Genomic DNA, 13161 nt, shown 5'->3' with positions numbered 1-13161 from the left:
GGGCCGCAATAGTTTGCTGAAGTTTCTTGTCCTATTTCATTGAAGGCTCAAGCAACGAATCGACACATCCGGTCGGCGCGATTATTGGATTACAGCGAGCGACCAGACCATGCGGGAGGCCAACGAAGAATCCAGTCCAACGCGAAGGCTCGGAGGATGGGTAATCGGTGCTTAACATCTGTGCGCCGCTGGAAAGAGCGATGTCGGCTCGGGTATGGTCGTTGGTACGCGCGGCTTCAGTGCCGTCGTCGGTGCGGGTGCGGATGAGATATCCTTGACGGGCGAGGGTGTCGATCTCGGCCTTCGTTCCATCGTTCTCTTCCGTGAAGGCTGCGTCCGGCGAACCAGGTGCGGCGTTGGTGAAGATGAGGCGCCCACGAAGAGAAGGATGTCCCTGTGTGTAAACGGGGCCGACGTTGCGTTGGTCCATAAGGAAGATGACCTTGCCGCGAGAGTTTGAGAGCGTTGGCCAACCACCACTCTTCTTGCTGGAACCGGATGAAGCTGGGCCGAGGGATTGAACGGCTTCGAGCAGTGTGTCGTAGCTGCCACGAACCTGGTCTGGTGTGATTATCTCGTTCGAAGAGAAGACGGAGCGGATTTCCGCGTCGAGCGCGTCGAAGGTCTCAGAGGTGAACGGCTCCGGCGTGTGGGCTTGCGGCGCTGATCCTTCACGGCCCTGCTTAGTTTCAACCAGAATGAAGATGGGTAGATGCAGCGGATGCTGTTGCGACCAGCCGCGAATTGTCGTGAGGCAGGCGATGAAGGTGTGGCAGGAACTGCGCTGATCGACATCCATGACGTGCATCACTTTGAAGCCGGGCTTGTCCATCTCGTGTTGCGGATCGAAGTCGGGATCGGCTGGAAGTCCCGCTTCTGCAACTTTGCCGACGATGGCTGGATGCGAGTAGCGGCCGCCCTTCGAGTCGGCGTAGATGTCGATCTCAAGCTGACGCACGCCGCCGGTCAGCTGATCGGCCAAGGGAGCATGAGCATAGTCGAGCGCGCGCATCGCCTTTGGGTTCTGTTGCTCGATAAGCTTGCGTTCGCTTGGGGCGATGCCAGAGTGATAGCTGTTATGACTGCCTATGACTTGAATCTGATTGATGCGCAGCGTTCGATCCTGCTCGGCAATGGTATTTTGCTGCGCGAGGCCGCTCAGCGGAAGCATGATCATAAGTGGAAGTGTCGCTCGAAAATTCGTCATCTTGTCTTACATCCTTCTGAGATGGTCGGAGAGCAGGTTGGCCGATAATACGGAATAGGAGATAGCATGTGGCCCTGGCCGCCGGTCCAAGGATTCTGTTCTTTGTTGAGATTTGATCTTCCTCTGCTAATAGGTTCTTCGTTAGGGGGATCCACGGTGTAAAGGATGGAGTACACACGAAGGTGATAACTCTCATCTGGCAGAAAACAAATTGTTTATAAGTAGGCGCCGATAATTATTTTATGCTGTCGTAATCTTTGATATCTCATATATCTTCCGGATTCATGGAGCAGTAACAAAAAGCTAGTCCTGTCGATGTCTACTAATGACAGTGGAAGATACTTCAATAAGCAAGGGGCGAGAGTCCGCCGAAGCGGAACGTCTAGGAACGGTCGTTGCGGACCAACTTATGCCGCTTGAAGAGGATCCGCGTTGGAGCGTCGCGAGACGAGTCGCTGCGAGTAAAGGATTCGCCAAATCCAAATTTTTGATCAGCTTCATCCTCTATATTTGCGAGAAGCACCTGCTCGATCAGACCAGCGAGATCACCGAGCAGTTGATCGGCGAACATGTCTTTCGACGTCCGCAGGGATACAACCCTGGCGAAGACAATATTGTTCGCAACTATGCGCGTCTGTTGCGGCAGAGACTCGATGAGTACTTCAACAGCGAAGGCATCGATGAGACGATCCGGATCGCTGTTCCCCGGGGCGGCTATGTGCCGATTTTTATTGAAGACGATAAAGCCGTCGGGGAGAGCAGACAGCATCCTGTGCATGTGCGATTGATCGAAGTCGTCGGCGACTCGTCGCAACAACAACCGGAAGAGATAGTTGATCGGGCGGTGAAGGACCAGGTGCTGCCAGGTCGGCAGGTCTTGGGGCTGAAAGCCTTATGTGCTGCGTTGTTTTTGGCTCTTGTCTTCGTGGTGGCGCGGGACATCCATATTAAGTCGCCGCAGCAGAGTGTTTCGGATCGTTTCTGGAACGTCTTCTTCTCGTCGACACGAGACACACTGCTGGTACCGGCCGACAGCGGGCTGGTGATCTATCAGGATCTCACCAATAGAAGGATCCCCTTGGCAGAGTACGCAGCCGGAGAGTATCAAAAGCACACGTCCGCCACTTCCGGTATAGATTCAGCCATGGTGAACGAACTGGGCGGACGGCGCTATACCAGTGTCGTGGATCTACATGTCGTTTCATCTATATCTCAGCTTCCAGCAGTAGTGAAGAACCGGTTCAAAGTGCGATATGCGCGCGAGGTGACTCTGGATGACTTGAAGCAGTCAAACGTCATTTTGCTAGGGTCCTTCGATTCCAATCCCTGGGTGGATCTGTTTCAAAGGGATCTAAATTTTCAGTTCGAACATCAGCCAAAGGTCGACGACGTAGTCATTCACAATCTTCATCCTATGGCGGGGGAGGATGAATATTACAAGACGAACCAGAGCGACTCCGCACACAGCACGTTCGGTCTGATTGTCGTCACTTGCAATCTGGATGGCACGGGCCACGTTCTTCTGATCGAGGGAATCAACATGGCTGGCACAGAGGCCGCAGCGGACTTTCTTTTCAGCGATGCTTCGGCCCCGCTGTTGGGCAAGATCTTCGATTCGAACGGTAATATACGGTCGTTCGAAGTTTTGCTGGAGACCAGTAACATTGGAGCGAACGCTCCACGTCCACGAATCATCTCTCAGCGGATCCTTCAGAGATAAACTTATTGCAATGTCTTGAGGAGAAGCGAGTCCACGGGACCATCGAACCCGAACAGATTGGGACAAATGACACGCCAACTGGATATCGGCCTGACTGCACACATCGAACCATGCGGGCGGAATTGTTCACTTCGGAATACTCTGGGTGTCGTGAAAGTGAACCTGATTGAGGAACCTATGAGCTCCTCCGCATGTCCGTAGTTCCTGGCACCTACTTTTCTGGAACGCTTCAGACCTCTGCCGAACCCCAGCAAAGGTCAGCATCAAGCGACTGGTTCCTACAAGCCATTGTCTTCGTTGCTAATCTGCCGCTCGATGAGAGCATCAGCGATTTCGCGCTATCCAAGAGTCGTCTTCAATAAACGCCTGGTACTTAGTGGGGACAAATACCGGGATTGAGCTGGAATCCGCTCACTTGAAACGGACTTACTAGAGACGTGCGGCGTACGGGACGCATCACACTTAATCAGTGAGGGTTGTGATGGCGAAAGTAGACGACGCGGAGTTGCTGGAGGTGGTTGGCCGCATGGTGCGCATTAGCAGCCCGTCCAAGCCGTACTTCACCCGCGGCGTGCAGCTCACAAAACTCGATATCGTCCGCTATTTTCTCGCCGTGGCGCCGGGTGCGCTGCGCGGTATCCTGGATCGCCCAGTCGTTCTGAAACGCTTTGTGAATGGTGCGGAGGCAGAGCCCTTCTACCAGAAGCGCGCACCTAGCGACCTGCCGGAGTGGATGCGCACGGTCACCCTGTCGTTCCCTTCGGGGCGTACCGCGGAGGAAGTAGTCGTCGATGATGCGGCTGGCCTCGCGTGGATCGTCAACCTCGGCTGTATGGAGCTGCATCCGCATCCGGTGTGCACCGGAGACCTCGATCATCCGGATGAGCTACGCGTAGACCTTGATCCGCAGCCCGGCGTGGTATGGACCGATGTACGCGCGGTGGCCATGGAGGTAAAGGCTCTTCTTGATGAGCTTGGCCTTGTAGCGTGGCCGAAGACCAGCGGGTCTCGCGGCATCCACATCAACGTGCGGATCGAGCCACGGTGGAGCTTCATCGAGGTACGCCGGGCGGCGCTGGCGCTGGCGCGGGCGGTGGAGAGGCGCTGTTCTCTGGCGTCCAGCAAGTGGTGGAAGGAAGAGCGTCATGGCGTTTTCCTGGACTACAACCAGAACGCGAAAGATCGCACCACTTGTTCAGCCTATTCGGTAAGGCCACTCCCCGATGCGCGTGTGAGTACACCGCTACGCTGGGATGAAGTAATGACATGCGATCCTGCCGACTTCACCGTATTAACGATGCCAAATCGCTTTGCGAACATTGGCGACCCGCACGCCGCGATGAATGAGCACGCAGACGTGCTCGATGCATTGCTGGAGATGGCTGCGCGTGATGAGGCAGAGGGCATCGACGATGCTCCGTGGCCACCGCACTTCCGCAAAATAGAGGGCGAGCCCGCGCGCGTACAACCCTCGAGGTCCCGTACCTCTGCCGTGAAGAAGGCCACAAAGAAGAAGGTCACAAAGGCGGAGGGAGAAGACGTGGATCCTGCGGCTGCTCCCGTTGCGAAGAAGGGTCGCCGGCAGTCGACTATGCCGCTCATCGTGATTGCGCAGTCATCCGATAAGGCTGCGGCGGAAGCCGGGCTGGAACGTTGGAAGGAGAAGCATCCCGAAGCTGCGGCACTACTGGCGCCGGATGATGTGCTGGTAGATCGTATGCGCGGTTCGGCATATGTCTGGTATCGCATTCGCGTGAACCTGCGCCACGTACCAGAGGCATCGAGGCCCACGCAGGGCGTGCCCGATCCGGATGATGACCCAACCCGGGCATGGAGCGATTTGCAAGAGCAGCCATCTTGAACCACTGCTCGGGTTGATCGATTTCACGAGGTTCGTTCTGAGAAAATGCTCATCAGCTCCTGCGGTGGAACGACCTCGAGCTGCTCGTAGGTACAGTCTCCTGTTGGCTTGTCACGACGCCAGCGCCGGAAGTGGGCGAGGTGGCGAAAGCGGTTGCCCTGCATGTGCTCGTAGGCCACCTCGACCACGAGCTCAATGCGTAGCGGCTGCCAGCTCAGGTCCTTGCCTGCGTTCCATCGCGATTGGCCGCCGGGCATGCGGCCGCTGGCGTGTGCCGCCTTGTCGGCCCAGTCTGCCCAAGGGTGGTCGAGCAGGGCGCCTTCGCGATAGGGTGCAAGAAAATCTACCAGCTCCCTGCGTCTGGCCGCGGTGAAACTGGCACAGACCCCAACGTGCTGAAGATTCCCTGCGTCGTTGTAGAGACCCAGCAACAGCGAACCAATTGCAGTCCCTTCATTGTCTTTGTGCCAGCGGAAGCCGGCGACAACGCAATCGCAGTCTCGTTCGTGCTTAATCTTAAGCATGGTGCGCTTGTCGGGCGTATACGGCCCCGCGACAGCCTTGGCGATGACACCATCGAGGCCTGCGCCTTCAAAGCGCGTGAACCAGTCCTCCGCAGTGGCGCGGTCCTGCGTTGCAGGCGTTATATGCAGCGGGGCCTGCACGTCGACGAGAAGTCGTTCGAGTTCACGGCGCCTTACTGTGAAAGGCTCGTCACGCAGATCGCGATCCGCAAGCTGAAGCAGGTCGAAGAAGACAACCGATGCCGGGGATTGTGCGGCGAGCGTATTGACACGCGATGCCGCGGGGTGAATACGTAACGTCAACGCATCGAAGTCGAGACCGCTTTCACGCGCGATAACGATCTCGCCGTCCAGAACGCATCGTCGCGGCAGTTGTTGCAGCAGGGGCTTGCGGAGTTCGGGGAAGTAGCGGTCAAGCGGCTTTCCGTCGCGGCTCTGAATCAGTAGCTCTTCGCCGTTGCGGAATATCACAGTGCGAAAGCCATCCCACTTCGGCTCGAAACTCCACCCCTTTGCGTGTGGAGGAATCTCCTCAACCCGTTTCGCGAGCATGGGCAGGATCGGCGATGGCAGTGGCAGCGACACGATGTGTTGGATGCACGTCGCGCATCCAATGGCGAATCAGCGCGTGTAACTGATTTAGAACGTGACCACAGAGCAACAAGAGCAGCAGTCTATCGAACAGGCCACGCGCTTGACCCTTGATGCCCGTTGCCTCAAACACCCTTACTGATAGCCGTGCACTTCCACGACCTCAACGGGTGATAACAGGCCGATGCACTCATTGACCCGGTTAGCTTTTGAGCTCGAAGCGCCAGAACGCACGAGGAATTCACTCGTTACTTAGGTAGCGGATTCCGCGACTGAGCCTGTGCATTAGGAACAGCCGCAGCAATCGCAGCTACTGCATCCCTGTTCCCAGATGGGTGACGAGATCGCGGCGGGAAATCGGATTATCGGAACTCATATTCGGTATCTCCAGAATTACAGTGAGCGTCAAAGGCGTGATGCCCAACAACGGTATTTTGCCTAGGCCGCAACGTCTGACCAGGGATCGATCACGATCTTTGTCACATTTTCTTTCTTGTCTCGCCAGACCTTGTACGTCTCAGGTGCCTGCTCAAGCGTGATGCGATGCGAGATGGTGTACGTCGGATCAATCCCTTCTCGATCCGTTCTAGCAGAGGTTTCATGAGTTATGCATGTTGGTCTGGCCATCTTCATGGTGATGCCTTTACCAAAAGCTGCCTCAAACGGCAGGAGAACTTGCGGGGCTTAGACTGACCGACCATGACGGAGAACGGCTTACCGTCAATCAGTCCGTTTGACTCGGCAAGGAACAGGCACCGAAGACGAACAACTCTATCCGGTCGCTGGCCTTGTCCCCTCAACGTGTCTCTTTGCTTTGGGAGCAAATCGTCCGGCAGAGAGCCAAAGGCCATGATTACCTCTTTTCGTCAAAGAGAGGCAAGCCCTGGGACATGAACGTACGTCGTCGTCGCAAGATGACATGTTGCTTTCGCCCTTGGAAATCCCGCAAGCCGCTTCTCATGCCTTCTGTATTTCAACGTGGTAATGCTCGACGCTCTCCGCGTCCCACTGAAGACAATCCAGGAACGCATAGGACATGAGCTCACGGGCTCCTTCACCTTGGACGTGTATGGCGGACAGCCTGAATGGGGACGGAATCTTGAGGCCGCGCAGCTAGTGCCTCCGTTCCGGTGTTGATTGACCTTAGTCGAAAGTAACGGTATATTCAAAGAGCGGGGTGGAGCAGCCCGGTAGCTCGTTGGGCTCATAACCCAAAGGTCGTAGGTTCAAATCCTACCCCCGCAACCAAAGAACATGTTGATATTCAAAGGCTTAGGAGATGTCGACTCCCGAGCCTTTTCTTCGATACGAGATAAGCCGACAACAACGTCTGCATTCTCTTCTTCTTCAGCTTTATAGTGCTTCGTTGATGGCTCTCTCAAGCTCCGCGCCTACAATCGCTTTTCTTGCCTATGTCGAGTAGGGGCGAGCGTAACTTTTTTCAGAAAACCGAGTCTGCATCCATAGAGTATTAGCGTGGCGGATGGAGCGTCGCGCCAGAGGTGGAGCGGAGGGTGTGGTATGTACCGAAGGTGTAATTGCATGTCTTTTTCGAAGTTGGCGATGGCGGCATTTTTGATGGCGTGGCTGGTGTTGGCAGGCGGTGTAGGATTTGCGCAGTCAAAGGCGGCAACCCTGCCCGACGCCCAGATTGAAGCGAGTGTTCTGAAGGCTTTGGCTGGTGCCCCGGAATTGGCCGATCAAGCGATCACCTCCACTACCGTGTACGGTGTAGTGACGCTGAGTGGCACCGTTCGTGATGAGCCGTTGCGTGATCTGGCAGACCACCTGGTTTCGAATACCGCTGGGGTTGTGAAGGTGGTTGATCAACTGGTCGTTGGCTCTGTGCCGCCTGTCACCAACAACGAACCGTCGCAACCCCAGGACGCATCGCAAGGGACGAATCCGAATCTTCAATCTGATGGTTCGATTGCTCCTCCTCAAACTCAGAATCCACCCGCGCCAAATAGCCCTCCCGCCCCGAATAGTTCGCCCGCGGCAGGTGCGCCGCAGGGGACGTCCGGCCAATACCCACCCCCGTATCAGGGGCAGCAGGCTGGCCAGTACCCGCCAGCCTATGGGGCTCCTCAACAAGGTGGCCAATATCCGCCTCCTTATCAGGGTCAGCAGCAGGGACAGTATCCGGCGTATGGCCAGCCTTACCCGCCGCAGTATCCGCCGCAGCGGCCTTATGTGGCGCAGAAGGGTGGAGACGCTGTGGTTGTGCCGGTTGGAACGAACCTGCGAATTCGGATTAACCAGGGGATGAACAGCAAGAGCACCACGGTCGGAACGATGTTTGACGGTGTTGTTCTGAATGACGTGGTTGCTGGTGGCGCGATCGCGATCCCTCGAGGTGCTTCTATCCAGGGAACCGTGGTTGCGGTGCATACTGCAGGCGAGTTGAAGGGCAAAGGCGAGCTGAAGTTGCAACTCAATTCTGTTTCTCTGGGTGGCAGGGTCTATCCGATTGCTACCGATTTCTGGTGGCACCAGGGGGCCGATAAGACTGGAAGTACGGTTGCGAACACCGTTGGTTTGGGTGCAGTTGGTGCGTTGATCGGCGGTGTGGCTGGAGGCGGTGTTGGTGCTGCCGTTGGCGCGGGTGTCGGCGGCGTGGCTGGTCTGGGTGTGTCGGCCGCTTCGGGCAAAGGCGAGGCTGCGTTGCCGCCTGAGGCGATCCTGGTATTCCATCTGGTTCAGCCGGCGGATATTACGACTGTGTCGCAGGCTGAGCTGAACCGGTTGGGCGCAGGCGTTCCGGTGGGAGCGGATCCGCAGTTCCGCCGCAGGTATCCTCCTCCGCCGCCTCCGGGCTATTACTACGGTCCGGGCTACTACCGGCCATACTAAGTCGTCGTTGGGAGAGGGCTGTTGTTTGGCTCTCTCCTTTTTTTCGTTCTCAGATTTCGATGCGCCCGTGAAGCAGCTTCGGCTGCACGGGCGTTTTCATTTTGCGGTCAATTTGTGGTGCGATGTATGGCTGTTGTGGTGAAGTGCGTGGCTTTGTTGGGCCGATCTCGTGGGCGAGCTCTGGTTAGTCGACTGAGGCGACCCCTCCCCCTCCCCCGGGGGTATTTTGGACGTAAGTCTATTGTTTGGCATAGGTTAGACAGGGGTAGTGCCTGTAAAATATTCCAACAAAAGGACTTACTTGCAAAATATTGTATTTGAACGACTTATGGCCGAACATGAATGATGGTTCTGTGCTTGTTGGCTGGCCGACGTCTTTATTAAACCGTTACTTTAAGTTTATCTGATTTGGGGTAACTGCTACGCCACGTGATTCTCCTTATTTGACGCGGGTTTTCGATGTTTGGGGGCTTGACAGGGTTTGGGGAACGGTAACAAGGAACGACAGCGACAAGGGAGCAAGCCTCGTGCGTGAATAGAGTGTCACTGCCGCTCGCGCGGCAGGCAATTGGAATGCTTCAGAAGCGAATTCGAATCACTCTGCTGTCGAGGAAGGCTCCAGCAATGCAAGAATCCACGAATAGCCACAGCCTCGAGTCTGCCTGATTCCAACGGCTGTCGCGCCCTAGCAGTGAGACGTCAGGACAGGGAATTGTATGAAGTGGTTGTGCGCGCGGAGAAGGCTTTGCATCTATTCGGTACTGACAGGGGAAGGACGTCGAACTTATCGCCATGCTCACCTGCTCTCCACCCGGGCACTCGTCGGCTGAACCGACGCCTTCGGCATCCAAAGTTGTCAAACCAAGGATAGTTGCTCCTGGCTGCTTCTATCGTAGGTAGAGATGTTGTATTGCGGGTGCGTGAAACGATGATAAAGGTAGATTTTCCTGTGCCAAGACTCACCAATTGGGTATCCGCCGAATACACGTGCTCGTGAAAGATTGTCCCCCAGGACTTGGCGCTGAGGCATTCGATTGAAGTCTTCAATGGCGGCTGCTTCGCCGAGAAAGTCTGTGAGGCACGACTGAGGTTCGTCGATGATATCGTCGAAGTAGCACCATACTCTTGGCAGCACGCGTTCTTTTTCAAGAAGCGAAAACGTCGCCATTGTTGAGGTGTACATATCCAAATCGAATGCGATCACACCAAGCGGTGCATCAGCCGAGGGGCTCCATTTCGGACACGTATCCGCCACATCTCCGATGATGAGCTCCGCCCTGCCGGCAAGTCGGGACTGGAGTGCTTGGCGGTTCATCGGGAACGCTCCTGCGCTCCAGTAATATTTAACATCACGCGGATCGTCACTGTCGGGAAGACCCGAGCCGGCATCGAAACCAGTAACTAAGATTTCAACTCCAAGCTCCTTGTGAATAGTTCTGGCAAGCTCGGACATACAGAGCAGTCCACTTCCGCCTGCGACGCCCAGCTCAACCGCCGAAATGGCACGATAGCCGAGATGTTTAGCTTGCAATGCCGCGTAATAGAGGCACATAGCATAATGAGGCCGAGGAAACGCACCCACCCGTAGCCGCGTTTCAAAGGACCCGATTTCTACCTGGCTCAAGAGTTTTCGAACCAATCGCCTCCGGAACGGTAATGGATGCGCCAACTGAACAAGAAAACGATCAAGTAAGTTCAAGACGACCTCCAAATCTACGACACCCATAATAGCTGGTAATTTCGCTGCAATTCGGCGTGGAGATACCTGATTGAATGGCTGCTGTGCGCTTAGAGACCCTTCGACTGAGCCGCACACGAAGTGCCGTGAGCAACTTTGCTCGGGATGATATGAGTTTTGGGGCGAGTGACGGGAGCGGAAAGAACAACGACAACAGCAATGGCAACAGCAGATCCCTTTCGGGGATGACAACAAGAAAAGCAACAGCACAGCAATGGCAACAGCAGATCCCCTTCGGGGATGACAACGAGAAAGGCAACAGCAAACCGGCCCGCTTCGTGGATGACAACCAGGAGGGCAGGCGAAAGCAACGGCAAGAGTCGGTGCTAGGCTGCTGAAGAGTACAGGTGAGTCGAGATGATTTTTGATATTGAGAAGATAAAGGCGCGTGAGACCTATAACCTGCTGATCGGGTTGGTTGCACCTCGGCCGATTGCGCTGGTGACGAGCATGAATCATGAGGGCAGGATGAATGCTGCGCCTTTCAGTTCTTACAACTACCTCTGCACCGATCCGCCGATCATCGGGATGGGAGTGATGAATCGGCCTGAGAGCGATCATGTGCCGAAGGATACGGCGCGGAATATTCGGCGGACAGGGGAGTTTGTGGTGAATGTGGTGACCGAGGATATCGCGCAGCAGATGAATATCTGCGCTACGGATTTTCCGGCGGAGTTCGACGAGTTGGAGATGGCTGGATTTACGACGGCGCCGTCGCAGGTCGTGAAGGTGCCCCGGATTGCGCAGGCGCATGCCGCGCTCGAGTGCAAAGAGTTTACGACGATGGAGATTGGCCGGTCGCGGATTGTGCTGGGGCGCGTGGTGTCGATTTATATAGACGACAAGTTTGTCGATCCGGCGGGGCCTTATGTGCTGTCGGAGGAGTTGCATGCGATTGGACGGATGAATGGGCTGGGGGCTTACGTGAAGACGCGGGATTCGTTTTTGAACATTCCGAGAATTCCTTATGACGAGTGGAAGAAAGGGAAGCGGTAGGGTATCTATACATCGGGAGCTGCTGTGACTGGGCTCTTGCGTTACCTACGCAACATTTTCTTCAAGTGGATTGACTGAGCTATTGGTGTGCCAACTACTCAAGAAAGGGCGCCGTGGCAAGTGCAATCTCGTGCGCTCGCATACGATATACTCGCGCCCATCCTGAATTTCGCAAAACGGAGACACTTGTGCCCAACTCAACACTCCCGCAATCAACCGACATTCATGCGAAAGCGTTGGCGATCAATCTGGAGGCTTCGTTCTATGGGACGTTTGCTGAGATTGGAGCCGGTCAGGAGGTGGCGCGTTGGTTTTTGAGCGTTGGCGCTGCCTCGGGAACGGTCGCGCAAGCCATCTCGGCATACGACAAGACCGTTAGCGACGACATCTACGGTGCTGGTACGCGTTACGTTTCCAAGGAGCGCCTGCTGGCAATGCTCGATCACGAGTATGAGATTCTGCTCACCCGGCTTGGCAAAGATCGCGGCGCACATACACGATTTTTCGTTTTTGCGGATACTGTCGCGACGCGAAACTATCAGGGAACCAATGAACAACACGGCTGGCTTGGTTTCCGCTTCCAGGCCGAACCTGGTGGTGAGCCGAATCAGATTCTTCTCCACATCAATCTGGGGGATTCCACTGCGCAGCTGCAGCAGCAGGCCATCGGCACGCTTGGGGTGAATCTGATTTATGCCTCTTATCATCAGCGGTCTTCGCCGGAGGCCTTTCTGGCTGGGCTGTTCGATGATCTATCCATTGAGCGGCTGGAGATCGACGCTCTTGAACTGAGTGGCCCTGTGTTCGCTGGTGCAGACTCACGGCTGTGGTGTCTGAATCTGCTCCGCGCGGGCATGTCCCGCGCTTTGGTGTTCGATTCCGAGGCTAAGGTGGTCGAACCAGCTACTCCTCTTCGCAAGCGTCCACTGATCGTGCAGCGTACCTTGCACGGCCATCCTGGTCCATCTGCTCCCGAAGTGATTGAGGCAGCGCGACAGAAGTTACTGGCTGAAGGGATTCCCTCGGACCGCGAACCGTTAGGTGTCTTCGAAGTCAATGCTCAAAATCTTGACGGCCCCGCGGCCTCTGATAATGCGGAGTTGCTGGCTCTGATCGAGCAGCTTGCGCCTTTGGGCACCGTTGTGGTCAGTAATTATCCGGAGGGCTACCAGGCGGTCAATTACTTTCGCCGCTATACAGCTGCGCCCATCCGGGTGGTTCTCTGGATCTCCATGTTTCTTCATCTGATGGAAGAGACGGTGTTTCAGGCTTCGCCCGGCGCCGTGTTGGAAGGCTTCGGCCGATTGCTCTCCACCGACGTTACGATCTACGTTGCTCCCATGCAGAAGGAAGTGTTGGTCGATGCGCTTGGCGGCTTTCCCGAAGGTCTTTTGCGGGAGTCCGCTGATCGTGATCTGATGACGCTGGACGATTTTTTGCCCAAGCCACCGTTGGATCATCTCTTCCGTTATCTTCGCGCCGCGGGTCATATCGTTCCTCTGGAGGATACGCAGGCTAAGGCCTGAGAGAGATTGGCAATCGTTTCTCGCTGCCGCATGTCTGCTGGCCGCAAAGAGAGAAGACCGTATCCCCGGGGCGCATGCTTTCCTGTTTGCGCATATGGGATAAGGTGAAAGAGGGCTAAGATACTAGGCATCTACAAAAATGGGA

General features: G+C 55.7%; 8 protein-coding genes and 1 tRNA gene. 6 read left to right on the top strand and 3 right to left on the bottom strand.

Annotated elements, in window-relative coordinates:
- Positions 1-31: 31 nt before the first annotated feature.
- Entirely contained in the window at positions 32-1207 is a 1176-nt protein-coding gene (locus HDF14_RS14665) for a phosphatidylinositol-specific phospholipase C1-like protein (RefSeq protein WP_183977971.1), read from the bottom strand.
- 325 nt (positions 1208-1532) lie between these two features.
- Here HDF14_RS14665 and HDF14_RS14660 point away from each other — a divergent pair, with 325 nt between their 5' ends.
- Both HDF14_RS14660 and HDF14_RS14655 read left to right on the top strand, forming a co-directional pair.
- Positions 1533-2927: a hypothetical protein gene (locus HDF14_RS14660; RefSeq protein WP_183977969.1), complete on the top strand. Its 1395-nt coding sequence runs from the start codon at positions 1533-1535 to the stop codon at positions 2925-2927.
- 481 nt (positions 2928-3408) lie between these two features.
- Complete coding sequence (locus HDF14_RS14655; RefSeq protein WP_183977967.1) at positions 3409-4788, top strand: DNA polymerase domain-containing protein; 1380 nt, start codon at positions 3409-3411, stop codon at positions 4786-4788.
- 23 nt (positions 4789-4811) lie between these two features.
- On the opposite strand, the gene HDF14_RS14650 is transcribed toward HDF14_RS14655, so the two are convergent.
- A complete protein-coding gene (locus HDF14_RS14650) occupies positions 4812-5897 on the bottom strand; it encodes an ATP-dependent DNA ligase (RefSeq protein WP_183977965.1) in 1086 nt (361 codons plus the stop codon).
- Between the two features lie 1177 nt (positions 5898-7074).
- On the opposite strand from HDF14_RS14650, the gene HDF14_RS14645 reads away from it, so the two are divergent.
- Together HDF14_RS14645 and HDF14_RS14640 are read left to right on the top strand one after the other, a co-directional pair.
- Positions 7075-7151, top strand: a tRNA-Met gene (locus HDF14_RS14645).
- Positions 7152-7445: 294 nt separating this feature from the next.
- Entirely contained in the window at positions 7446-8756 is a 1311-nt protein-coding gene (locus tag HDF14_RS14640) for a BON domain-containing protein (protein ID WP_183977963.1), read from the top strand.
- 856 nt (positions 8757-9612) lie between these two features.
- On the opposite strand, the gene HDF14_RS14635 is transcribed toward HDF14_RS14640, so the two are convergent.
- A complete protein-coding gene (locus tag HDF14_RS14635; protein ID WP_183977961.1) occupies positions 9613-10455 on the bottom strand; it encodes a hypothetical protein in 843 nt (280 codons plus the stop codon).
- Between the two features lie 396 nt (positions 10456-10851).
- Between HDF14_RS14635 and HDF14_RS14630 the strand changes: the two genes are divergently transcribed.
- Positions 10852-11490, top strand: a complete 639-nt coding sequence (locus HDF14_RS14630; protein ID WP_183977959.1) for a flavin reductase family protein — start codon at positions 10852-10854, stop codon at positions 11488-11490.
- Positions 11491-11678: 188 nt separating this feature from the next.
- Positions 11679-13016, top strand: coding sequence for a hypothetical protein (locus tag HDF14_RS14625; protein WP_183977957.1), 1338 nt, complete (start codon positions 11679-11681; stop codon positions 13014-13016).
- Positions 13017-13161: the final 145 nt, after the last annotated feature.

This window comes from Tunturiibacter gelidiferens, assembly GCF_014201335.1.
GTDB lineage: Bacteria > Acidobacteriota > Terriglobia > Terriglobales > Acidobacteriaceae > Edaphobacter > Edaphobacter lichenicola_E.
Note: the sequence above shows the minus strand (reverse complement) of the source record. Positions and strands in the feature narration are given on the sequence as shown.

Excerpts from the sequence above, each read along its gene's own strand:
- HDF14_RS14640 (WP_183977963.1), top strand. The coding sequence starts at position 7,446 with ATGTCTTTTTCGAAGTTGGCGATGGCGGCATTTTTGATGGCGTGGCTG.
- HDF14_RS14665 (WP_183977971.1), bottom strand. The coding sequence starts at position 1,207 with ATGACGAATTTTCGAGCGACACTTCCACTTATGATCATGCTTCCGCTG.
- HDF14_RS14630 (WP_183977959.1), top strand. The coding sequence starts at position 10,852 with ATGATTTTTGATATTGAGAAGATAAAGGCGCGTGAGACCTATAACCTG.
- HDF14_RS14655 (WP_183977967.1), top strand. The coding sequence starts at position 3,409 with ATGGCGAAAGTAGACGACGCGGAGTTGCTGGAGGTGGTTGGCCGCATG.
- HDF14_RS14660 (WP_183977969.1), top strand. The coding sequence starts at position 1,533 with ATGACAGTGGAAGATACTTCAATAAGCAAGGGGCGAGAGTCCGCCGAA.